This window comes from Hymenobacter aranciens, assembly GCF_030580865.1.
In the GTDB taxonomy this organism is placed as follows: Bacteria; Bacteroidota; Bacteroidia; order Cytophagales; family Hymenobacteraceae; genus Hymenobacter; species Hymenobacter aranciens.
This window is the reverse complement of the sequence record NZ_JAUQSY010000008.1, coordinates 1-21,511: the sequence shown is the minus strand read 5'-3', so window position 1 is coordinate 21,511 and position 21,511 is coordinate 1. Positions and strand designations below refer to the sequence as shown.

Here is a 21,511-nt window from a genome sequence, read left to right as displayed (position 1 = left end):
GAAATGGAATACGTATTGTTGGTTTTCTGTGCCTTGTGGCTGCTGGCGCTGGCGGGGGCGGCGTGGCGGTTTGCCAGCCGACGCGGCGCGGGCCCGGTGGCTCCGCTGCCCCCGACGTTGTCCCGCGTGAGCATTCTCATTGCGGCGCGCAACGAGGAGCAGGCCCTGCCACGCTGCCTGGCCAGCCTGCGAGCGCTAAGTTACCCGGCTGAATTAATGGAAATCTGGGTGGGTGACGACGCCAGCACCGACCGCACCGCTGCCGTGGCCGAGGCCGCTATGCGCGGTTTCGCCGGGCAGTTTCAGGTAGTGCGCATCGCCGAAAACATGGGCCAGGCGCGGGGTAAGGCCAATGTGCTGGCCCATTTGGCCCGTTGCGCCACGGCCGACTATTTCTTCATCACCGATGCTGATATCCAGCTGCCTGACCATTGGATAGAAACCCTGCTGGCCCGCGCCACGCCGGGCGTGGGTACCGTCACGGGCATTACAGCAGTGCGCGGGCCGCGCTTGTTCGACCAGCTGCAGGGCCTCGATTGGCTGTTTTCGCTGGCCCTGCTGCAGATGATAAGCGACACCGGCCGCCCCGTCACGGCCATGGGCAACAACATGCTCGTAACCCGCGCCGCCTACGAGGCCACCGGCGGCTACGAGGCGCTGCCCTTCTCCGTTACCGAAGATTATGCCCTGTTTCGGGCGGTGCTGGCGCAAGGCTTTGATTTCCGGCAGGTATTCGAGGCCGCGGCCCGGGCCGACTCCTTGCCCATGCGCAGCTGGGGGGGGCTGCTGCGGCAGCGCCGCCGCTGGCTGGCGGGTATCGAGGGGGCGCCGTTAAGGTTGCGGCTGGAGCTGGCGTTTTTCAGCGGTATCTGGCCGGTGCTGGCGGGGCTGGCCTGGCTGGCGCCCGCGCTGGCGGCGGGCGTGTGGCTGAGTAAGCTGCTGGTGCAGGGGCTATTGCTGATGTCCGCGCACCGTCGGGCGGGGCTGCGGCTGCGCTGGTCGCTGCTGCCGCTGTTCGAACTGTATACGCTGGGGCTGACGGTCAGTCTGCTGGCCTACCGCCTGTTGCGGCCTCAGGTGGAGTGGAAAGGGCGGCGCTACTAAAAACGAAAGGGCACTGACATGACATCAGTGCCCTTGCTGCGAAGCGCTTGCCACCAGCTGGATAAACGCAGCTTTGCCGCTTTACTTCTCAACCACAACCAACGCAATATCTACCTGGTCGGTAGCCTGGGCCGGGCGCATTACGGGCATCGGGTTAACGGCTGTCCTTTTCGGGTCAAACTGCCCTTGTTTGGCTAGAATGGCTTGCGTTTCCAGCAGCCTGGCCCGGCTAAACGGCTGGCCTGAGCGCAACGGAATGAGTTTCAGCAGGGCTGCGCTGCTGATTTTGGTGTTGCCCGCAATCGTGATGTTGCCGAGCTGCGCCGGGCGGCCTTCGCTGAGAATGAAAGTTAAATCAACGGTGCCATTGGCCTGCCGCACCACGCTGGGCGTGACGGAGAAAAACAGGTAGCCCTGGTCCATATAGCGTGAGCTAACATCCTGGCCATCGGCGCGGTAGTTTAGCCGTTGGGCCACGGCCGCCGAGTCGTAAGCGTCGCCGGGCTTCAGGCCCAGGAGTTTAGTAAGCTCGGTCGCCGAGACCAGCGTATTACCCTGCCAGCTGATGCGGCCAATGCGGCCATTAGGGGCCGGGGTAGTGGTTTGGGCTGTCGGCGTCACCGGCTCGGTGCCGGGTGCGCCAATGCTGGCCGTTGCCGCCCAGGTCAGGGCAATGGCGGGGAAAACCAGGAGAAAGCGGAGCTTTTGCATGAGAGAGGAAGGTTTTTGGGTGAGCATTTGGATTCGAAGAAAAATCGGTTTTTCGGCCAGCGAGTGGGCCAGGGCAAAGGCAGGCTGCTGCGCCGCCAGCCGCACCAGCAGCTCGCCGTAGCCGACGATGCTGGCCTGCTCCCGCACCACCGCCGCATCGGCCAGGTATTCGTGCACGACTTTGAGCTGCCGCTGGAAATACACCCCCAGGCCACTAAACCACAGCGCAATACTTACTGCTTCAGCCAGCAACAGGTCGAGGGTGTGCCGCTGGCGGATGTGTACTTGCTCGTGGTCCAGCAATTGTTGCCGCTCGGCCGCACTCAGCGCCTCGTGCATGGGCGACAAAAACACGTAGCGGCCAAACGAGAAGGCGGGCCGGTCGGGCGCCGGCAGCTGCACCAGCGTGCAGCCGGCCCGCTGCATCTGCGGATGCTGCCGCGCCAGCGCCCGCAAAGCACGCACGTGCCGAACGCTGACCAGCAGCCTGCGCAAGGCTCCCACCACATAAACGCCCACCACCAGCCACGCACCCAGCCATAGCCAATCCACTGTCGGGCTGGCTGGCGTAGCAGCGTGCACGACTGGCGCCGCCGCCGGCCAGCTAAGGCGTAGCAGCCCAAAGTCTGGCAGCCCAGCCGGAGCAGGGGCGGCCACCAATAGCTGCGCCAAGGCGCGCGGCAGCGGTAGCAACGGCAGCAACAAGCTGCCGGCCAGTGCTCCCAACAGATACGCCCGGTTCAGGGTGAACGTGGTGAGGCGGGCTAGCAGCAGCCGGTACAGCAGCCCGAACACGGCCAGGCAGCTGCTGGCCGCCGCCAGGTAGAATAACAGGCTAGCGGGCATCGTTGGCGGGCTCATCGGGTTTCTCAGACTGATGCAGTAAATCCAGCAGCTGCTGCTTCTCGCGTTGGCTCAGCGTTTCCTCCACCATAAACGACACCAGCGCCGTGGGCGAATTATCGAAATACTGCGTCAGCAACCGCCGGAAGCTGGCCGCCCGGTACTCCATCTTACTGATGAGCGGAAAGTACTCATACGTCTTGCCGTAGGCCTTAAAACCCACGTAGCCCTTGCGCTCCAGAATGCGCACCACCGACGAAATAGTATTGTAGGGTGGCTTGGGGTCGTCGGGCAGCTGGTCGATGACGTCTTTCACAAACGCTTTCTTCATCTTCCAGAGCACGTGCATGATGCGCTCCTCAGTTTTAGTTAGTTCCTCCATGTGGCAAAGGTAAAACGGGTTTTTAAGTTTCACAACTTATTTTTAAGTTGTAAAACGGACAAAAGCGTTTTGGGGTTGCGCCGTTCGTTCTTCATCTACTTTGCGGCGGCGACGGGTTGGCGCAAATCGTCGTCGGCTGCCGACCTTTGCACCACTATGCACATCACCGATTCGCACGCTCACCTCTATTCCGAGCAATTTAAAACTGACCGCGACGCGGCCCTCGACCGCGCCATTGCCGCTGGCGTGCGCACCATCGTCATGCCCAACATCGACCATTCCAGCATCGATGCCATGCTGGCGCTCGAAGCCCGGGCGCCCGAAGTTTGCTTTGCCATGATGGGGCTGCACCCTTGCTCCGTGGGTAAGAATTTCGAGAAACAGCTCTACGAAGTGGAGGAATGGCTGGGCCGCCGCCCCTTCGCCGCCGTGGGTGAGGCCGGGCTCGATTTGTACTGGGATAAAACCTTATTCGCTGAGCAGCAGGAGGCCCTGCGCATTCAGCTGCGCTTGGCTAAGCAGTTCAATCTGCCCATTGTGCTGCACACCCGCGAAGCCCACGCCGAAACCGTAGCCCTGGTAAAAGAAGCCCAGGATGGCACCTTGCGCGGGGTTTTTCACTGCTTCTCCGGCTCGAAGGAAGAAGCCGAAGAGGTTATTGCGCTGGGCTTTAAGCTGGGCATCGGCGGCGTAGCCACTTTCAAAAACGGCGGTGCCGATAAGGCGCTGCCGGACATCGGCCTGGAGCACCTGCTGCTCGAAACCGACTGCCCCTATCTGGCCCCGGTGCCCTACCGCGGCAAGCGCAACGAGCCGGCCTACCTGCCGCTGGTGCTGCACCGTGTGGCCACGCTGCTGGGCGAAACGCCTGAGCATGTGGCCGAAGCTACGACGCGGAATGCGTTTGAGCTGTTTGGTTTGGGGTAAGCAGAAGAAAAAGAACTGTCATGCTGAACGCAGTGAAGCATCTCGCTTGTGGTAGTAAACCTTAACGTCTGGGATTAGCTACGTGGACGAGATGCTTCACTGCGTTCAGCATGACAGTTCTTTTTACATCCTCATCCCAGTAAAATCAAGCAGCAGCACTCCGTTCCAAACCGGTGAGCAGCAGCTCAATCTGGTCGGCGTAGGCATTCACCTGGTCGAGGCCGTTGCGGGCTTCTTCGATGAAGCCGCTCTGGTAGCGGCGGGCCAAATCGTGGCCGGTTTGCAGCATTTGCTGGAGTACGCGCTCGATTTCATACACCTCGGGCTGGGCGCCCAGCGTGGGCTTCACGGACGTTTGCAGCCACTGACCCAGCGGGTTTTCGCGCAGGGAGAAAAGCTCCGGCTCCGCTTCGCGTACTCCGTAGAGCACCGAGCGCAGCCGCGACTTGAACAGCACCTGCTTGACGCGGGCTTGCTGAAAGTCGAATGAGGTAAGGGCCATGCGGTGGGGAGTGGTAAGCGGAAAAAAGCAAAAAAGGCGGACGCCGGGCTTAGGCAGTGGGCGGGTTGCCGGCCAGCCCTTCGAGGGCCTGGCGGGCTACCACCAGCTCGGTTACATCGTAGGCAAACACCATGATACCAGCTGCTTGGCCATGCTCCTGGAATTGCTGATAAGTGAAGTTAAAGTACCCGTTGTAAGGCTCCCTTTCGCCGGGACGAATGAATTTGAGGTTTAGTTCATTGCCGTAGAACGACTCACCGGTCTGGTACACCTTGTCGAGAATGGCGATAATACCCTGGTCCACCACTTCGGGCAAAGCCTCGGCCACGGGCAACCCCAGCAGCTGGCGCCCGGGGAAAATCTGCTGGTACACCGGGTTCACAAAATCGTAGACGTGCGCGGGCCCGCGCAGCACACAAATCATGGCCGGCGCCTGCATGAACAGGTTGTAGTAGGTTTCGCGCTGGCTTTCGGCTTTCTGATAAAGCTCGTAGGCCTGCTCCGACAACAGGCCCTGCTGTTCGTTGGCTTCCAGCAGCTCCTGCACCATCTGGCGCTGCTCGTGGATGTCGGTAGCGCCGCCCACCCACATCGTGATTTCGTTGTCGGCGTTGCGGCGCGGGGTGGCGCGCACCAGAATCCAGCGGTACTGGCCGTCGTGGCGGCGCAGGCGGTACTCTACCTGGTAAGTGGCGCCGGTGGTCACCGACTGGTGCCAGGTTTCGCTCACGCGGGCCTGGTCGTCGGGGTGCAGGTTTTCGAGCCAGCCGCTGCCGAGGTCGGCTTCCATCGGGCGGCCGGTGAAGGCCAGCCAACGGCTGTTGAAGTAGTCGCGGCCACCGTCGGGGCCGGCCGTCCACACCAGCACGGGCAGGTTTTCGAGCATGAAGCGGGTGCGCTCTTGCTCTTCGGCCAGGGCTTTTTTGGCAGCCTCAGCGGCCTGGGCGGCGCGGTACTGCTCGGTGATGTCCTGGGTGCGCTGCAGAATGTATTGCAGCTCACCTTGTTCGTTCAGCACGGGGTAGTGCGTGGCCTGCCAGTACAGCTCCTCAAAGCCGCCGCCCTGCTCGCCGGGCCGCTCCAAATCGTAGCGAATAACGGGCATCTGGTGGGGCTGCCGGTGTTGGCGCACGTGCTCGTGCGAGCGGCGAATCTCGTCGCCCTGGTTTTGGTCGGGCGAGGGAAAGGCCTCAAAAAAAGCCTTGCCCACCACCTCGGCTCGCGACTTCAGCGACACGCCCACGTGGGCATCGGTGTTGTCGACAATAGTGGCCGCCGCATCGGCGTCGATGAGCAGAAAGTTCTCGGGCAGTTGATGAAACAGACGTTGGTAATCGACGGGCAGGGCAGGAGTGGGCATGACGCAGACTAATCGGTAGGCGAAGGCGCCGGGGGCGGCCGCAGTAGAAAGGTAAATTAGTCGGTAAAAGTACAACCGTAAAATTGCCCGGCCGCCCGGTATTCAAACGCTGCAGTGTATTCCAAAGAGCTAGAAAGGCCAGGATGAATGCCGTAAAAACAGCTCTCCCCTGGTTTATTACGTGCCCGTCAGGGCGAAGGCTGCTGAATTTGACTTTTTCTAAGAAATAAGACATTGAAAATTACTTAAATTAAAATGGCTGAAATCAGAAGTAGAATTGCTTGTGGCTTGGGTAAAGGATACTTAAAAAAGTCCTTTTAATGGCTCGATTTCAATTGAATTGCAATACTTTGCTAGCGAATGCGTATTTGCGGAAAAGTCCCCTGTAGCCACAAGACGAGCTGGGAAATCTGCGGTCAGGTATTCTCTTTGCGACTGCGTAGCCGTTACCCAGCCGGCTACCGGCATTCAATATGAGTATGAGCAACTTTTGGGCTTACCTGCGCCAGCGTTTCCCCCCGGTCAATATGGCGTTGTTTGCCGTGCTGTTTCTCACGGTGTGGTCGGTGGCGGGCACGGTGGGGGTGGGGCGGCCCTTGGGGGGGAGCGAGTGGCTGGGCATGGCCGTCGCCATCTCGTTTTTCTTTCGCCTGCGGGTGTTCGATGAAATCAAGGATTTCGCCCTCGACGCCCAAAACCACCCGCAGCGCGTGCTGCAGCGCGGCCTCGTGACGCTGCCGCAACTGCGCACCCTGGCCTGGGTCGGCGCGGCGCTGGAGCTGGGCTGGTCGGCCACGCGGGGTGGGGCGGCGCTGCTGGGCTGGGCGCTGGCGCTGGCCTACAGTCTGATGATGCGCTACGAGTTTGGCGCGCCGCAGTGGCTGCGGGCACGGCTGCTGCTCTATGCCCTCACGCACATGCTCATTATGCCGCTGGTAATTGCCTGGCTGTGGCTGGCCTACGTGTCGCACGGCGACGCGAAGCTACTGCTGCTCATGCTGCTGAGCCTGCTGGGCGGCTTCGCCTTCGAGCTGGCCCGCAAAACCCGCGCCCCCACCGCCGAGCGGCCCACAGTAGAGTCGTATTCGCAGGTGCTGGGCCTAGGTGGGGCGGTGGCGGGCGTGGTGCTAGTGCTGCTGGGCGGGGTGGCCGTGCAGGCCTGGCTGCTGCGGCTGCTGGGGGCGCCGGCCTGGCCCTACGCGGTGCTGGGCGGGCTGCTGGTGCTCACGCTGGGCGTGTATGGCCGGGCGCTGCGCCAGCCGGAAGAAGGCTGGTTTCGGCGGGCCGAGGTGCTGGTGTCGCTGTTCATGCTGTGCAGTTATTTGTCTTTGATTTTTCACGTTCACGGCTATGGTAACTAATGGATTGATAGACTCCCGCCAGGCCGCGGTGCCGGCTGGTACTACCGTGGGCGGCAAGGCCGAAGGCCTGTTTCGGCTGCGGCGCCTGGGGCTGCCGGTGCCGGGCTTCGTGGTCATTCCGGCCGAGGTATTCGATGCGGCGCTGACGGGCCTGGGCACCGACGAAGCCGGGTTGGCAGCGAGGCAGCAAGCCCTGGCGCAGTTCGAATTGCCCGCGACCACGCAGGCGGCGCTGGGCCGGGTGCTGGCGGTGTGGGGCGCGGCGGGCGTGGCCGTGCGCTCGTCGGTAGCCGACGAAGACGGCGCCCAAGCGGCCTTCCCGGGACTCATGGACTCGCTGCTGGGCTTGCACTCGCTGGCCGAGGTGCTGGCGGCCGTGGGCCGTTGTGCGGCCAGCGCCTACTCGGCCCGCGCCCTGGCCTACCGGCGGCAGAAAGGCCTGACCCTGGCGGCGCGGCCGGCCGTGATTGTGCAGCGGCAGGTGGCCGCCACGGCCGCGGGCGTGCTGTTCAGTACTTTCCCCGAGTATCCGCAGGAGTTGGCCATTCATGCCGTGTGGGGGTTGGGCGAGGGGCTGGTGGGCGGCGCGCTGGAGCCGGATGAGTTTTACTTCGACAAAGCCAGCCGGCGCGAGGTGCACCGCAAAATTGCCCTGAAAACCGAGCAGGTGCAGCCGCTGGCCGGCGCGGCCCCGGTCCTGGCGCCGGTGCCCGAAAATCAGCAGGCGCAGCCCTGTCTGTCAGCCAGAATACTAACCGAATTGCGGCAGGCGGGGGCGTTTCTGGAGTTCTTGCTGGGCCAGCCGCAGGATGTGGAGTTTGTGGTGGACCACGAACACCTGTGGCTGGTGCAGACGCGGCCCATCACCCAGCCCATCCCCGAAGTGGTGGTATACGACAACGCCAACATCTAGGAAAGCTATTGCGGCGTGACTACTCCGCTGACCTTCAGCTTCGCCCAGCGCGCCTACGCCACCGTGTACCGCCAGACCATGCGCACGCTGGGCTTGCCCGCCGCCACCATCGCCGCCCACGAGCCGGTGGTGACGCAGCTGCTGGGCCTAGTGCAGGGCCGCATCTACTACAACATCAATAACTGGTACCGCGGCCTGCAGCTGCTGCCGTCGTTCCGTCAGAACAAGGCCGACATGGAGCGAATGATGGGCCTCGACGAGCCCGTTGATTTCGTGCAAAGCACCGCCAAAACCCTGCCCGAGAAGCTGCGCCTGCTGCCCCGCCTGGCCCTGAATATGACGCGCCTGCTGGCGGCTTTTGCCAGTTTGCCCCGGCGGGTGCAGGCCTTTCAGGAGCAGTTTGAGCAGCAGTACCAGCGTTTCTACCAACTGCCATTGAGCAAATTAAGCGCCGCCGAGCTATTGGCCGAAAAAGCCCGGCTCGACCGCACGCTGCTCGACCAGTGGACCACGCCCATCATCAACGATTTCCGGGTGATGATGCTGAACGGCGACGTAGCCCGCCGCCTGCGCCGGGCCGGCGTGGCCGACCCCGACGAGTTTCTGAGCCGCTACTTTGCCGCCGCCACCGCCGAGCTGGCCAGCGCCCGCCCCGCCCACGCCATGCAGGCGCTGGCCCGCGAGGTGCGCGCGCACTACCCGCAGCTGGTGCCGCTGCTGCGCGAATTACCGCCTGGTTTGTCCCGGCAAATTCAGGAGCTAGCACCCGATTTACACCTAGTAATCGACGAATACCTTGCCCAGTACGGCGACCGCAGCATCGGCGAGCTGAAGCTCGAAACCGAAACCATGCGCACGGATGAAAACCTGTTTTACAGATACCTGAACAATTATCTGAGCCAGGAATCTCCCATTGCCAGCCCAGCTGCAACCAGCCGCCTGCACGAAGCCGCGACAGCCGAATTACAAAGCCTGCTGCGCCGGCAGCCGTGGTGGCGCCGCGCGGGTGGCGTGTGGCGCAGCCTGCGGCAACTCCAGGCGGCGCTGGCCCGCCGCGAAGAGCTGCGCCTCGACCGCACCCATCTTTTCGGCATGTACCGGGCGCTGTACCGGGCGCTGGGCCAGCGGCTGGCCGCCGCCGGGCAACTGCCGACGGCGCTGGATGTGTTTTACCTCACCGAAACCGAAATCCGGCAAGCGGCCGAAAACCCGGCCCGGCCCGACCAATCGGCCCTGGTAACCGCTCGCCAGCAGGAATTTGCCGCCTACCGCCGGCAGGCCGTGCCTGGCCGCGTGACGCTACCCGGCCGTCCCGCCAGCCCGCCCGAAACCGACCCCAGCGACACCCGGCTGCGCGGCACCGGCTGCTACCCCGGCCGCGTCAGCGGCGAGGTCGTTGTCATCACCGAGGCCGGCGACAGCCTAGCCGTGGCGGGCCGCATCGTGGTGGCCCCGCGCACCGACCCCGGCTGGGCCGCCCTGTTTCCGACCTGCCGGGGCGTGCTCATCGAGCGCGGCTCGGCGCTGTCGCACTCCGTCATTCTACTGCGCGAATTGGGCATTCCCACCATCATCAACATTCCCGGGCTGTGCCAGCGGCTGCGCTCGGGCCAGCAGCTGGCGATGGACGGCAGCAGCGGTGAAATAGAAGTAGTTGTCGAAACTGAACTGGCCCATGCTTGAGCGTATTCCCTACACCGGCCAGCTGCCTGCCAGCTTTTTTGAGCTACCCCGACGGCTGTATGCCGACCAGCCGTTTGCCCCCGCCGAAGATGCCGCGGCCGTGCGGCAATTGTTTGAGCAAGAAGCCGCGCAGCACGAAATCATCATCTACACCGACCACCAGAATCTGCGGCTGGTCGGGCTTTTTCCGCTCGCTGGCGAGGCGGCCTATTTCGGTTTCTGGGAAACGACGGACGACGCGGCGCTGAACGCGGAAGCCTTCGCGGTGCTGGCCGCCGATGCCGACTGGCTGGGCAAAACCAGCATCGTGGGGCCGCTGCATTTCAATACGTTCCAGCGCTACCGCCTGCGGCTGGACCCCGCGCCCAGCTGGCAGCAGTTCGACCGCGAGCCGGTGAACCCGGCGTACTACCCGCGCCTGCTGGCAAGCCTGGGTTTCACCCCCAAACTGCACTTCGAAAGCCGCCGCCTGCAGGCCGTCGACGTGCCGCTGGCCTACCAGCAAAAGCAGCCTGCCTTAGAAGAATTAACCCGCATTCCCTTCGATTTCATTGCCCTAACGCCCGCCACCTGGCCACTGCTGGCCGACGAGCTGTATCAGCTCGTCCACGAGGTTTTCAGCCAGAACCCGGCCTACAAAGCCGTGCCCCGGGCGCAATTCGATGCCCTATATAATCCGGCCTTTGCGGCGCGGCTGTGCCCGCATTCGTCGGTGCTGTTTCGGGACCAGGCCAGCGGGCGGCTGGCGGCGCTTAGCCTGTGCCAGCCCAACTATCACGGCCTGAATCTACCCCCGGATGTGGCGCCGGTTTTTGAGCGCGACTACCCGCGCCTGCCGCGCAAAACCTTGCTGGTGAAGACCGTGGGGGTGCACCCCGATTTCCGGCAGCGCGGCCTGCAGGATTTGCTGGCCGCCTACGCCATGCGCAGCTTTCAGCAATACTATGAGGAGGCCATTTTCTGCCTCATGCGGGCTGATAACTATTCGCTCCGCTTCACAAAGGATTTGCCCGTAGAAACGGCGCATTATGCACTGTTTGAACGACTGGCGCGACTGGCGCGAGTTTAGGCGTAGCCGTAACTCGTGCCAAACATTCGGGCGAGGCTGCGCCTCGCAACAGAACGGCTGACTCTAACAATCCTAACGGCGCTAACGGGGGAGGCACAGCCTCCCGTGATAGTGGGCACGAGTTACGGCTGCGCTTAAACTCGCGCCAGGGGCGCCAAACATTCGGGCGAGGCTGCGCCTCGCAACAGAACGGCTGGCTCTACCAACCCTAACGGCGCTAACGGGGGAGGCGCAGCCTCCCGTGATAGTAGGCACGAGTTACGGCTGCGCCTAAACTCGCGCCAGGGGCGCAACTTCCAGCTCCTTAATAGTGTCAAAAAAGCTGTCCACCACCCGCGGCAAATACGGGTATGGGCTGAGACTGTGCGCCATCATATACATCCCCAGGCGGTGCAGGCCGAAATCCAGCGCCGCCAGCTCGAAGCCTTCGCGGAAGAGCGCGGCATCGCCAAACTGGCCGGTGCGGGCGTGCAGCTCGCGGCGGTAGTGCTCCAGGTAGGTGGGGCGCAGGTGGTAGCGGTCGGCATCGAGCACGAAGGCCAGCAGCTCTACCACATCGTATTGCGGCAGGTGGTAAGTGGCCAGCTCCCAGTCGTAAGCGCAGAAGCGCAGCTGCCCGTCGGCGGCGCGCTTGAAGCAGGTGTTGCGCGGGTTCAGGTCGTTGTGTACAAGGGTTTTGGGGTGCTGCGCCAGGCGCTGCCAGTAAGTTGGGATATGGGCAATGGCCTGTTGCAGCCGCGCCACTCGCGCCGGGCTGTACAGCGCCGGGCAGTGCGCGGCGGCATTGCCCAGCAGCGCCGACCACAGCGGGGCCAGCTGCTGCATAAAGTTGGCCGAGGGCACGTCGAGGCCGTAGTTGACCTGGGCGGCCAGGGTGGGGGCGAGGTGCGCCGCGTGCCAGGCCGCCACCTGCGTGAGGGCCGCCCGAATGTGCGCGTCGGTCCAGCGCTCGGGCTGCATCACGGAGTTCAGCAGCTCCACGGTGCGGCTCTCGTCAAGATATTCGAGTAGAAGCAGGTAGGTGTCGGTGGTGGGGTCGGCGTAGCTGGCCCACACCTGGGGCAGCAGGCCGCTGGGGTCGGGCTGGGCGTAGGCCTGTAGCTCGCGCCAGTGGGTATGCTCGAAGCCGGTGAGGGCCTGGAAGCGCGGGTAGATGGCGGCCAGCTTGCCACCGTTGGCCTGGGCCAGGCCCGCCAGCATGGTCGAGATTTCGCGGCCGTGGGGCTTGAGCTTGAGCACCAGCCGCTCGGTGCGCGGCTGGCCGTCGGCCCGCAGCTGCACTTCGAGGCCGAAGTGGCCCACGGGCTGCCCGGAAGTGCCCGCCGTGAGGGCCGAAAGAATGCTGGACGAGCTATCCAAATCCAGCGGCCGCACGCGCTCTACCCGGATGCCGCGGGTGGGGGCGTGGCGGCGCATCAGCATTTCCAGAAAGGCGGGGCTGCAATAGTCGGCGGGCTTCATGATGGGGTGGGAGTGAGTGAGAAGTTTGACTGCCCGAAATAACTGCGAGGTTGGCCCGTTCGATGCCTGGCGGCGGAAAATTAGCTTGGTTTTAGGGACTTTTCAGATATTATGTGGTGAAGGTTGCCTGAAAATAAATTGCATCATCAACTATTGAAAAACAGACCTTAAGTCCAATTGATGAGACGGCTGAAATCGGACTTTAAAAATCTGCTTAGCCCAGCCGCGCTCCTACGCCCAGCTCAGTACCCGCACGCTGTCGAAATAAAAGCAGGCCTCCGCCGCCGACAACTCCCGCGACAACTCTTCCAGCAACGGAACAGACGCGCTACTCCCCGGCGCCTGCATCTGCAGCAGATTCCAGAATACCAGCCGCAGCCGCCGTGCCGAATTCTCCCCCAACTGCCGACAAACCCGCTCAAACTCCGCCTCGCTCACGTACTCGAAAATATTGGACAAGCTGGCCTTCGTAATGCGCCGGCCGGCGTCCGATAACAGGTAGGCCGTGGCCTCGCCCGTGGCCACTTGCAGCCTGGGCAGCTGCGCTCGCAACGCCGCATAGCTGCCACTTTGGTAGCAGGGCGGTAGAATATCTTCCGGCAGCCCCGTCGGCCCAAAAAAGAAAAAGCGCGAGAAGAAATTATCGCGCAGCAACACCTTCCCCAGGTGCCGCTGCAGACGCCGGTAAAACAGCGCCCCGCCCGACTCCTGCGCGTAGCGAAACAGGCGTGGGTCGCGGCCTTTGCTCAGGTTGGCGGCGTCGAAGTACTCGATGAACTGTGGGCGAAAAGTGGAATCCGGTGATTCAATTACTGATTGGAAATAAGCTTGCTGCTTGGCTATATCGCCAAAAGACAGCAGCTGCCGCAGCTGCGCTTGCAGCGCCGGTGCCAGGGTGGGTAGAAAGGCATTGACGTACATTTCCAGCCGCCCCGCGCCGAGTAAGCCGCCGGGGTGCTGGGCAAAAAACGCCTCCCAGAACTCTTGTTCTTCCCCAGGCAAATCCGGCCGCACAACTGCCCAGGCCGCTGCCACCGCAGCCGCGCCATCCAGCCCCAGCAGCCCGCGAAACACCGGGTACTCGTGGTGCTGAATGACGTGGCATTTCAGGCGCAGCAGCCGGTTTTGCTCGGGGTTGAGGTCGATGGCCGTGACCTGCCGGGGGGGGTGCAGCAGGGTATTGAGCACGTTGCAGCCCGCCCCGGTGATGACGAGCACGTGGTCGTCGGGCTGAATGTCGAGCGCCCGGTAGAGCGTGGTGCTGCCTTCCCACACCAGCGAGTAGCGCAGCTGGTCGAGGGCGACGTTCTGGAATTCAGAATTCATAATCAGGAGCTTTTGTCATTCTTAGTGCAGCTCACCGTAGCGGATTTTGGAGTGGTGGCGGTGGTCCACCGGCAGCTCGGCCCGGAAATGCACTTCGGCGCACACTGCCGCCGGGAAGTAGGCGGCCAGCGCCGTCCGGATGGCCGTTTCGGTGGCCTCGCCCTGCACGTACACGGCAAAGCCCGCCGCCCCCGGCCGCGCCGCCACGCGCTGCACGCCCGGCAAATGCTGAAGCACATGCTCCAGCTGATAGTGCTGGACGCCGTAGCGCAAGGCCTCGTTGCCCGCCCGCCCGGTGAGGTATAGCTGGCCGTCGGCGGCGCGGTAGCCGAAGTCGCCGGTGCGCAGCCAGTTGCCGGGCGTGGGGCTGGCCACGTGCGGCCCGCGCACCTGGATTTCGCCCACCGGGCGGCGCTCGCCGCCGGGTAGTTCCAACTCGCCCAGAGGTTCCAGCCGCAGCTCCAGCGACGGATGCACCGGCCCCACGGCATAGCCCAGCGCGGGGCTTTCGGCGCGGGCCGTGAGCGGCCGCACGGCAATCGGCTCGGCTTCGGACGAGCCGTAAATGACGTAAATCGTGGCCTGCGAAAACACTACTTGCAGCTTGTGAACCAGCCACTCGGGCACCGGCGAGCCGCCCACGCCCAGCGCCCGCACCGCCGGGAAGCCACCCGGCTCCTGCTGGAATTCCGGTAATAGCTTTTGGAAATAGAATACGTTGCCGGTGAGCGTATGCACCTCGAAATCTCGCAACTGCGCCGCCACCAGCGGCGGGTGAAAGTCGGCAAAATTGCCCCACGGCACCTGGGGCAACACGCTGGCCGCGCCGCTAGCTAAGTTGTGCAGCAGCACGTTCGGGAACAGCGGAAAGTCCTGCTGCCCCGGCCAGGGCGGAAAAATCTGCTTCAGCACCGCGTGCTGGGCGCTGAGCACGGCGTGCGTCCGCACAATCTGCTTGGGCTGGCCTGTGGAGCCGGAGGTGTGGGTGATGAGCGCCGGCTGGCTGGGCAACACTGCTTGCGGAGGCAGGTCGGAAAAGTGGCCGGTCAGCTTCCGCGCATCCAGCAGTTTCAGACTGAAAATCTTGCTCGTCAGCCAAAACTCAAACCCGGGCGACCGCGCTAATACAATTGCTGCCAACTGCTCGCGCCGGGCCAGCCGCAGCAGCTGCCCCGGGCTGGCTTTGGCAGGTGGCAGCACCGCCACTGCGCCGTGCGCCAGCACGCCCAGCAGTGCCCCAATCAGCTCGAAGCTGACGGGCACCAGCAGCAGCACCCGCTGCCCGGGCTGCACCCCGGCGGCCGCCAGGCGCTGGCGCATGGCGGCCACGGCGGCGGCTATTTCGGCGCCGGAATAGTGGGCGGGCGGCACGTAGTCGCCTGCTTCGGCGGGCGTGAGGGCGGGCCAGGTGAGCAGCGTAGTGGCTGGCTGGGCGCGCAGGGTTGTGGCGATGTGGGCGTAGAAGTTGGCGGACATCGGGCCTTCAGATAAAAAAGCCCCGGCATCTTACTCTGCCGAGGCCTTGAAATTACAATCGCGAACTAGGCCTAATTGATACCTAGTGCATCAGCAGCCAGTTCCAAAATGTTGCGTAGTTCGCGGATTCTTCTTTTGAGTTCTTCTAATTCTGTAGTCTCGCCTGGCTTTGGCTCTTGTGAATTGGACTCAAAATAAGCTTTTAGCTGGGCGAAATTCTGCGGTGAGCCAGACTCTTGTAGGCTTGATGCAGGTATATCTGCCCGATAGGAATGGGCAATCGACGAAAGCAGTAGAATAGATAAGTCTAGCGGCCGATGCCAAGGTAGTTCTTCTGCTTGACGGCTCCACATCTCGCCAGTATAGCGCCATACTTTAAGCGAAACTTCCGATTTGTCCCAAGATGCTAATCCAATTGACAAACCTTTAGCATCGGTGTCATTAGGATGGTACGCGCCGTCTTTGTGATTGTAACTCTCAACCCGGATGAGGGGAGTATGTGAGAGGTGGGTTGGGATTGGTTGATTCATAAGTGCAAAAATTAAACAATGAAAAAAACGCGACCAGCCGGGGGCTGAGTAAGCAGTATCCCGGCTGCCGGTACAAATATACAGTGTAAATCCATATGTTTACTATATTTGCCAAAAAATGACGCTTCATCCGCTCCGCCCGACGCTTCGGCAACAAAAAGTAGCCCGCCGATAGGCCCGCCGCCCACCTTTGGGCCATGAAAACTCCGCTACTCATCCTCACTCTGCTGCTTAGCCTCGCCAGCGCCGCCTTGGCCCAAAGCACTCGCCTGTCGGGCACCGTGCGCGACGCCGGCGGCCAGCCGCTGCCTGGCGTCAACGTGTTCCTCAAAACCACTTTCGACGGCGCCAGCACCGACCCCGAGGGCCATTTCGAGTTCAGCACCGACCAGACCGGCGCGCTGCCGCTCGTCGTCACCCTCATCGGCTATGAGCCGCAGGAGCTGCCCTGCACGCTCGGCCAGGGCCCCATCACGATGCCGGGTATCAAACTCAAACCCACCCGCGCCCAGCTCGGCGACGTGGTCGTGACGGCCGGCGCCTTCGAGGCCGGCGACGAAAAGCGCGGTACCGTGCTCAGCTCGCTCGACATCGTGACCACCGCCGGCTCGGTCGGCGACATCACCGGCGCCCTCAACGCCCTGCCCGGCACCACCCGGGTGGGGGAGGAGGGCAAGCTCTTCGTGCGTGGCGGGGCCGCCTCCGAAACCAAAACCTACCTCGACGGCCTGCCCGTGCAAAACCCCTACGGCGGCTCGGTGCCCGCCGTGCCCGCGCGCGGCCGCTTTTCGCCCTTCCTCTTCAAGGGCACCGTGTTCAGCACCGGCGGCTACTCGGCCGAGTACGGCCAGGCCCTGAGCGCCGTGGTGGGCCTCAATTCCGACGACCTCGCCGCCGAAACCCAGACCGGCATCTCGCTCATGAGCCTCGGCGGCAGCCTCTCGCGCACCAAGCGCTGGGAGCGCACCTCCCTGGCCCTCACCGCCGACTACACCAACCTGGCGCCCTACGTGGCCCTCGCCGTGCCCGGCCAGGGCTGGGATAAAGCGCCCCAAACCCGCGGCGGCTCGCTCAGTTTGCGCCACCGCACCGGCCAGGCCGGCATGCTCAAAGTGTACGGCACCGTGAGCCACCAGCAGATGGCCATCCGCCAGCCCGACGCCAACCCCGAATACCTCCAGAATGGCCGCCCCGTGGCCCTCCAAAACGACAACGCTTACCTCAACATCACTTTCCGCAGCCCCCTGCGCCACGGCTGGAGCCTGAATACCGGCCTGGCCCTCACCCACGACGACAACCTCACCCGCCCCGACCAGCAATCCATCCGCGACCTGGAGCAGTCAGCCGTGGCCCGCCTCGTGCTCACCAACGACTCGGCCAGCACCTGGTTCAACCTCAAGCTCGGCACCGAGGCCTACGCCCAGCACTACCGCCAGCAGTACCGCGCCACCCCCGAAGCCGCCCCCCGCCACCTCGGCTTCGACGAGCAGCGCGCCGCCGCCTTCCTCGAAAGCGACCTCGTGCCCGCCCGCCGCCTGGCCGCCCGCGCCGGCCTGCGCGCCGAATATTCTTCCTTGCTAAATCAAGGCAGCCTGGCCCCCCGCCTGGCCCTGGCCTACCAAACCGGCGCCGCCAGCCAGCTCTCCGCCGCCTGGGGCCGCTTCTACCAAACCCCCACCAACGACCTTCTCCGCTTCACCTCGAACCTGAAATTCGAGCAGTCCGAACACCTCCTGCTCACCTACCAGCGCATCGCCCACAACCGCACCCTGCGCGCCGAAATCTACCGCAAAACCTACCGCAACCTCGTCACCTTCGACCCGCAAAACCCCTATAACCCCACCGCCTACCGCAACGCCGGCGCCGGCTACGCCCAGGGCCTCGACCTGTTCTGGCGCGACAAAACCACCTTCCGTAAAGTCGATTACTGGGTCAGCTACGGCCTGCTCGACACCCGCCGCCAATACCGCGCCGACCCTACCGCGGCCGTGCCCACCTTTGCCGCCGCCCACAACCTGAGCGTCGTGGCCAAATACTGGGCCCAGAAGCTCCACACCCAGTTCAGCGCCACTTACAGCTACGGCAGCCCCCGCCGCTACAATGACTTGAACACCGCCGCCTACAACCAGGGCCGCACCCCCGCCTTCCACGACCTGAGCCTCAACGCCAGCTACCTCACCACGCTCTTCGGCCAGTTCACCATCATCCACGTCTCGGCCTCCAACGTGCTCGGCCGCCGCAACATCTTCGGCTACCGCTACGCCGACGCCCCCGACGCCAGCGGCCACTGGAACCGCGTGGCCGTCACGGCCCCCGTGCCCCAGATGCTGTTCGTGGGCGTGTTCATTTCCATTAACAAAAAGGCCAAGGTGGACCTGGAAACCGCGCCCGACTAAGCAGAACTGTCATGCTGAACGCAGTGAAGCATCCTCTCACGCCTCAACGATTTCGTTCGAACGCGAGAGGATGCTTCACTGCGTTCAGCATGACCGCCACCTCCGGGCTGGCACGGACCCAAAAATGCGGGCTGGTGGGTATGGTAGGGCCCTTGGGGCCACATCTACCTTTGTCAAACTTAACAGCACGGCTGCTAAGTGCCTGTTTCACCTATCTTTTTTCTCTTATTATGCTGCCCCTTCGTTTCTCCTCCGTCGTACGTCCGCTGGCTTTGGCCGCCCTCGTCGCGCTCGGCGCCTGCTCGTCCGATAAGAAAGACGACCCCACCCCAACTACCCCCACCAACGGCTTCACTTGGACCACCGACGGCACCAACTACGCCTCCACCACGGTGGTCAAATCGGTAGCCGGGGGCGCCATGGCCCTGCTCGGCCAGTACAAAGCCCCCAACAACGACACCTACAACGTCACCATCAACGTGCCCGCCACCGCCGGCACCTACGCCGTAGGCGCCAATGGCACCACCGGCACCCTGGCCAGCTACGCCACCACCATCGGCAGCACCACCACCAGCTACGTCGCCTCGGGCTCCTATGGCTCGGGCAGCGTCGTCGTCACCAGCGTCACGGCCACCGAAATCGTGGGCACCTTCACCTTCACCGGCGAAGCCTTCGCGCCCGCCGGCGCCACCAAAGCCCTCACCAACGGCAAGTTCAATATCAAGCGCTAAGCCTTTTCGTGCCGTATGAACTTCCTCCGCCTCCCCGCCCTGGGCCTGCTCCTCACGCTGGCCGCCTGTTCGTCCGATAAGAAAGACGACCCCGCGCCCGCTACCCCCGCCACCCCCGCCGCCGGCCTGCGCTGGACCGAGGGCGGCACCACCTACACCGCCACGCAGCCGCTCTTCTACGTCGTCGCCACCACCAACATGGTGTCCATCTCCGGCAGCCACACGGCCAGCGGCGTCACCCGCTCCATCGGCATCAACGTGCCCCAGGCCGTGGGCACCTACAGCCTCAACGCCCCCGCCAGCGGCACCGCCATCAACATGGGCATGTACACCGTGGTCGGCAACGGCACCACCGGCATCTACGCCGCCAGCGGCCCCAGCCAGGGCAGCGGCACCGTCACCATCACCAGCATCTCGCCCACCAGCGTAGTCGGCACCTTCTCGCTGCGGGCCGACGACCGAGGCACCCCCGTCACCAGCAAAACCATCAGCGAAGGCCAGTTCAACCTCACCAAGTAGGCCATGCCGCGCCGCAGAAAAAGCCCCGGTTCCACCACGAGCCGGGGCTTTTTGCGTGGAGCGCGCTTCACTGCCCCGCCCGCTGCCGGGTAGCGGCTAGGCGCGCAGTGGCGGGTGCAGGGCCAGCTCCCAATCTTCAAACGGCGGCTCTACCACAACTTCCGGGTCGCAGTAGGCGCGGATATACTGGGTGGCCCGTTGCTCGGCATAGGCCGCATTAAGTACTTCGCCTTCTGCATCCAACTCCAGCACGTTGGCATAAATAGCAAACGCTTGCTCGATGGCGCTGGGCTCCTCCCCATACAGGTCCAGGTACTCAATGCCCCTGAGCAGCTCATGGGTGCCGCTCGCCATGAAGTACGCAAAGGTGCGCAACGCGCCGCTGACCGAAGAGCTCAGTTTCATACGGCAAATCTACTTCGTCATCACCCACCGCCCTCAAAAGTCAGCTGGCTTGCAAAAGTACAAAAACAGCGAAAGCCTCATCCTGCCTTTATACAAAATCCCCGCCTTTTTTCTCCCCGCCGCCCCCGCTACCCACCCCGGCCCCTCCCAGCCTCATTTCCTAAACCTCCAAGTGCCTTAACTGCTGCTGAAAATACGTTGCCGACCCCTCCAAGGCGGTTTTGGCAGCCTCCAAACTATATCCGCCCTGCTCCTAATCACCTCCGGCAACCTCTCAATCATCCCTCGAAAGCTCCAAATTGATTTCCGGCTTGCACTATTCCGTTCCCGGGAGCTCCTAATCGACTGCCGAACGGTGCCCGGAAAATCATGTTTACCCGTAGCCCCCGCCCCGCCGGACCGAAGCTCCTTTCCCACTCCCCGCCACCCGTCCCCAAACTCCCCCTCTCCGTCGCCAAACCTGCCCCCTCTGCCGGTTTCACTTGTCGCCGGCTGCCCCCTCCGCCCACCTTTGGGGTATATCCTCCCAGGCCCAGCCCCCCGTCCATGATGCACGCCCTTACGCTCTCGTTTGTTCGTCCTCCTAGTGCATCGTGCCATGCTTGTGCCCCCCACCGTCCCCGCCATCCTCTTCACTAATGCCCTGGCCCGCCTCACTCACGAGCCCGGCGGCCTGCTGTGCCTGCAGTGGCAGCCCGGCCCCCGCGAGCTGGCTGGCGTGCAGGCCGTGTTCGAGCAGCTGGCTTGGGCCCAGCGCCACACCCGCGCCCCCCAGCTGCTCAACGATGAGCTCCGCGCCGCTCCCTTCGCCGAAGCTGCCAAGCACTGGCTCACCCAGGAATGGCTGCCCCGCCAGGCCCGCTTCAGCGGCTTCGCGCAGGTGGCCGCCGTGCTGCCCGCCGAGGTATTTGCCCGCCTTTCCACCGTGCCCGTGCTGGCCCGGGCACGGCAGATGGGCCTGCCCTACCACCCCTGCCTCAGCGAAACCGAAGCCCGCGCCTGGCTCCGCCAGCAGCCGGTAGCGCGATGGTAGCGCGAACTTTGTAGTTCGCGTCCCCACGCCGTTAAAGTTGTTCTGGGACGCGAACTACAACCGCAGGTCAGCGGTAGCTAAAGTTCGCGCTACAACCACATGAAAAAACGCCTCCGCCACCACGCCCGCCGCGTGCGCCTCGTCATCTACGCCGAAACCCTCTTCGACGCCCGCGAGCACCTCTTCACCTTCCTCGGCGCCTTCACCGGCCTGGCCGCCATCGGCCTGCTCAGCCGCTACCTCTTCGGCCCGCAGGATACCCTGCTGCTCGTCGGCTCCTTCGGCGCCTCCGCCGTGCTCATCTACGGCGCCATCAACAGCCCCCTGGCCCAGCCCCGCAACCTGCTCGGCGGCCACGTCCTCAGCGCCCTCATCGGCGTCACCATCTACAAGCTGATAGGGCAGGAGCTCTGGCTGGCCGCCGCCCTGGCCGTGTCGCTCTCCATCGTGGCCATGCAAATCACCAAAACCCTGCACCCGCCCGGCGGCGCCACCGCCCTCATCGCCAACGTCGGCTCGGCCCAACTCAAAGCCCTCGGCTACGGCTACGTCCTCATGCCCGTGCTGGCCGGCGTCTGCATCCTATTATTGGTAGCCCTGGTATTTAATAACATCTCGCCCACCCGCCAATATCCCCTCAACCGGCACTGGTATAAAATCTGGCGCCGCTACGCAAGGCAGAATCCCCCCGGAGTGTAAGTTGTTGGGAGTTGGGAGTTGGGAGTTGGGAGTTGGGAGTTGGGAGTTGGGAGTTGGGAGTTGGGAGTTGGGAGTTGGGA

20 protein-coding genes are annotated in these 21,511 nt (G+C 63.6%); 11 read left to right on the top strand and 9 right to left on the bottom strand.

Going from position 1 to position 21,511, the window contains the following annotated elements; all coding sequences use genetic code 11:
* The first annotated feature begins 3 nt into the window (after positions 1-3).
* Positions 4-1,104 (top strand): glycosyltransferase, encoded by a 1,101-nt coding sequence (locus tag Q5H93_RS12890; protein ID WP_305006951.1) that lies wholly within the window; start codon positions 4-6, stop codon positions 1,102-1,104.
* Between the two features lie 81 nt (positions 1,105-1,185).
* Here the strand turns inward: Q5H93_RS12890 and Q5H93_RS12885 are convergent, their stop codons facing one another.
* Together Q5H93_RS12885 and Q5H93_RS12880 are read right to left on the bottom strand one after the other, a co-directional pair.
* Positions 1,186-2,661 carry a POTRA domain-containing protein gene (locus tag Q5H93_RS12885; RefSeq protein WP_305006950.1) on the bottom strand — a complete coding sequence of 492 codons (1,476 nt, stop codon included), beginning with the start codon at positions 2,659-2,661 and terminating at the stop codon, positions 1,186-1,188.
* Positions 2,651-3,040, bottom strand: a complete 390-nt coding sequence (locus tag Q5H93_RS12880; RefSeq protein ID WP_305006948.1) for a BlaI/MecI/CopY family transcriptional regulator — start codon at positions 3,038-3,040, stop codon at positions 2,651-2,653. The genes Q5H93_RS12885 and Q5H93_RS12880 overlap by 11 nt, the downstream gene beginning before the upstream one ends.
* Positions 3,041-3,196: 156 nt before the next feature.
* On the opposite strand from Q5H93_RS12880, the gene Q5H93_RS12875 reads away from it, so the two are divergent.
* Positions 3,197-3,967 (top strand): TatD family hydrolase, encoded by a 771-nt coding sequence (locus Q5H93_RS12875; protein ID WP_305007197.1) that lies wholly within the window; start codon positions 3,197-3,199, stop codon positions 3,965-3,967.
* A gap of 145 nt (positions 3,968-4,112) precedes the next feature.
* Here Q5H93_RS12875 and Q5H93_RS12870 read toward each other — a convergent pair whose 3' ends face one another.
* Together Q5H93_RS12870 and Q5H93_RS12865 are read right to left on the bottom strand one after the other, a co-directional pair.
* Positions 4,113-4,469, bottom strand: coding sequence for a hypothetical protein (locus Q5H93_RS12870; RefSeq protein WP_305006947.1), 357 nt, complete (start codon positions 4,467-4,469; stop codon positions 4,113-4,115).
* 49 nt (positions 4,470-4,518) lie between these two features.
* A complete protein-coding gene (locus Q5H93_RS12865) occupies positions 4,519-5,829 on the bottom strand; it encodes a PAS domain-containing protein (protein WP_305006946.1) in 1,311 nt (436 codons plus the stop codon).
* Positions 5,830-6,308: 479 nt separating this feature from the next.
* Here Q5H93_RS12865 and Q5H93_RS12860 point away from each other — a divergent pair, with 479 nt between their 5' ends.
* From Q5H93_RS12860 to Q5H93_RS12845, 4 genes are read left to right on the top strand one after another with little or no spacing between them, the layout of a single operon-like run.
* On the top strand, positions 6,309-7,190 hold the full coding sequence (locus Q5H93_RS12860) for a UbiA prenyltransferase family protein (protein ID WP_305006945.1): 882 nt from the start codon (positions 6,309-6,311) through the stop codon (positions 7,188-7,190).
* Between the two features lie 4 nt (positions 7,191-7,194).
* Entirely contained in the window at positions 7,195-8,103 is a 909-nt protein-coding gene (locus Q5H93_RS12855) for a PEP/pyruvate-binding domain-containing protein (protein WP_305006944.1), read from the top strand.
* A 15-nt stretch (positions 8,104-8,118) separates the two neighbouring features.
* The gene (locus Q5H93_RS12850; protein WP_305006943.1) at positions 8,119-9,786 is read left to right on the top strand and encodes a PEP-utilizing enzyme; all 1,668 of its coding nucleotides are present in this window, start codon (positions 8,119-8,121) and stop codon (positions 9,784-9,786) included.
* Entirely contained in the window at positions 9,779-10,855 is a 1,077-nt protein-coding gene (locus Q5H93_RS12845; protein WP_305006942.1) for a hypothetical protein, read from the top strand. The genes Q5H93_RS12850 and Q5H93_RS12845 overlap by 8 nt, the downstream gene beginning before the upstream one ends.
* Positions 10,856-11,125: 270 nt before the next feature.
* On the opposite strand, the gene Q5H93_RS12840 is transcribed toward Q5H93_RS12845, so the two are convergent.
* The 4 genes from Q5H93_RS12840 to Q5H93_RS12825 all read right to left on the bottom strand — a co-directional run bounded on the left by Q5H93_RS12840 (position 11,126) and on the right by Q5H93_RS12825 (position 15,648).
* Positions 11,126-12,316, bottom strand: coding sequence for a phosphotransferase (locus tag Q5H93_RS12840; RefSeq protein ID WP_305006941.1), 1,191 nt, complete (start codon positions 12,314-12,316; stop codon positions 11,126-11,128).
* Positions 12,317-12,547: 231 nt separating this feature from the next.
* On the bottom strand, positions 12,548-13,642 hold the full coding sequence (locus Q5H93_RS12835; protein WP_305006939.1) for a DUF3419 family protein: 1,095 nt from the start codon (positions 13,640-13,642) through the stop codon (positions 12,548-12,550).
* Positions 13,643-13,663: 21 nt separating this feature from the next.
* Entirely contained in the window at positions 13,664-15,118 is a 1,455-nt protein-coding gene (locus Q5H93_RS12830) for a class I adenylate-forming enzyme family protein (protein WP_305006938.1), read from the bottom strand.
* Between the two features lie 71 nt (positions 15,119-15,189).
* Complete coding sequence (locus tag Q5H93_RS12825) at positions 15,190-15,648, bottom strand: DUF6530 family protein (RefSeq protein ID WP_305006937.1); 459 nt, start codon at positions 15,646-15,648, stop codon at positions 15,190-15,192.
* Between the two features lie 197 nt (positions 15,649-15,845).
* Between Q5H93_RS12825 and Q5H93_RS12820 the strand changes: the two genes are divergently transcribed.
* The 3 genes from Q5H93_RS12820 (at position 15,846) to Q5H93_RS12810 (ending at position 19,294) form a co-directional block, all read left to right on the top strand.
* Complete coding sequence (locus tag Q5H93_RS12820) at positions 15,846-18,044, top strand: TonB-dependent receptor (protein WP_305006936.1); 2,199 nt, start codon at positions 15,846-15,848, stop codon at positions 18,042-18,044.
* A 230-nt stretch (positions 18,045-18,274) separates the two neighbouring features.
* Positions 18,275-18,775, top strand: coding sequence for a hypothetical protein (locus tag Q5H93_RS12815; RefSeq protein WP_305006935.1), 501 nt, complete (start codon positions 18,275-18,277; stop codon positions 18,773-18,775).
* Positions 18,776-18,790: 15 nt separating this feature from the next.
* The gene (locus Q5H93_RS12810) at positions 18,791-19,294 is read left to right on the top strand and encodes a hypothetical protein (RefSeq protein ID WP_305006934.1); all 504 of its coding nucleotides are present in this window, start codon (positions 18,791-18,793) and stop codon (positions 19,292-19,294) included.
* Between the two features lie 96 nt (positions 19,295-19,390).
* On the opposite strand, the gene Q5H93_RS12805 is transcribed toward Q5H93_RS12810, so the two are convergent.
* Positions 19,391-19,699: a DUF7677 family protein gene (locus tag Q5H93_RS12805; RefSeq protein WP_305006933.1), complete on the bottom strand. Its 309-nt coding sequence runs from the start codon at positions 19,697-19,699 to the stop codon at positions 19,391-19,393.
* 598 nt (positions 19,700-20,297) lie between these two features.
* Between Q5H93_RS12805 and Q5H93_RS12800 the strand changes: the two genes are divergently transcribed.
* Together Q5H93_RS12800 and Q5H93_RS12795 are read left to right on the top strand one after the other, a co-directional pair.
* A complete protein-coding gene (locus Q5H93_RS12800; protein WP_305006932.1) occupies positions 20,298-20,732 on the top strand; it encodes a hypothetical protein in 435 nt (144 codons plus the stop codon).
* 99 nt (positions 20,733-20,831) lie between these two features.
* Entirely contained in the window at positions 20,832-21,431 is a 600-nt protein-coding gene (locus tag Q5H93_RS12795) for an HPP family protein (protein WP_305006931.1), read from the top strand.
* Positions 21,432-21,511: the final 80 nt, after the last annotated feature.

Coding starts and splice junctions, on each gene's coding strand:
- Q5H93_RS12890 (WP_305006951.1), top strand. CDS start 4: ATGGAATACGTATTGTTGGTTTTCTGTGCCTTGTGGCTGCTGGCGCTG.
- Q5H93_RS12795 (WP_305006931.1), top strand. CDS start 20,832: ATGAAAAAACGCCTCCGCCACCACGCCCGCCGCGTGCGCCTCGTCATC.
- Q5H93_RS12870 (WP_305006947.1), bottom strand. CDS start 4,469: ATGGCCCTTACCTCATTCGACTTTCAGCAAGCCCGCGTCAAGCAGGTG.
- Q5H93_RS12875 (WP_305007197.1), top strand. CDS start 3,197: ATGCACATCACCGATTCGCACGCTCACCTCTATTCCGAGCAATTTAAA.
- Q5H93_RS12860 (WP_305006945.1), top strand. CDS start 6,309: ATGAGCAACTTTTGGGCTTACCTGCGCCAGCGTTTCCCCCCGGTCAAT.
- Q5H93_RS12885 (WP_305006950.1), bottom strand. CDS start 2,661: ATGCCCGCTAGCCTGTTATTCTACCTGGCGGCGGCCAGCAGCTGCCTG.
- Q5H93_RS12835 (WP_305006939.1), bottom strand. CDS start 13,642: ATGAATTCTGAATTCCAGAACGTCGCCCTCGACCAGCTGCGCTACTCG.
- Q5H93_RS12865 (WP_305006946.1), bottom strand. CDS start 5,829: ATGCCCACTCCTGCCCTGCCCGTCGATTACCAACGTCTGTTTCATCAA.
- Q5H93_RS12880 (WP_305006948.1), bottom strand. CDS start 3,040: ATGGAGGAACTAACTAAAACTGAGGAGCGCATCATGCACGTGCTCTGG.
- Q5H93_RS12815 (WP_305006935.1), top strand. CDS start 18,275: ATGCTGCCCCTTCGTTTCTCCTCCGTCGTACGTCCGCTGGCTTTGGCC.
- Q5H93_RS12810 (WP_305006934.1), top strand. CDS start 18,791: ATGAACTTCCTCCGCCTCCCCGCCCTGGGCCTGCTCCTCACGCTGGCC.
- Q5H93_RS12800 (WP_305006932.1), top strand. CDS start 20,298: ATGCTTGTGCCCCCCACCGTCCCCGCCATCCTCTTCACTAATGCCCTG.
- Q5H93_RS12805 (WP_305006933.1), bottom strand. CDS start 19,699: ATGAAACTGAGCTCTTCGGTCAGCGGCGCGTTGCGCACCTTTGCGTAC.
- Q5H93_RS12825 (WP_305006937.1), bottom strand. CDS start 15,648: ATGAATCAACCAATCCCAACCCACCTCTCACATACTCCCCTCATCCGG.
- Q5H93_RS12840 (WP_305006941.1), bottom strand. CDS start 12,316: ATGAAGCCCGCCGACTATTGCAGCCCCGCCTTTCTGGAAATGCTGATG.
- Q5H93_RS12845 (WP_305006942.1), top strand. CDS start 9,779: ATGCTTGAGCGTATTCCCTACACCGGCCAGCTGCCTGCCAGCTTTTTT.
- Q5H93_RS12820 (WP_305006936.1), top strand. CDS start 15,846: ATGAAAACTCCGCTACTCATCCTCACTCTGCTGCTTAGCCTCGCCAGC.
- Q5H93_RS12830 (WP_305006938.1), bottom strand. CDS start 15,118: ATGTCCGCCAACTTCTACGCCCACATCGCCACAACCCTGCGCGCCCAG.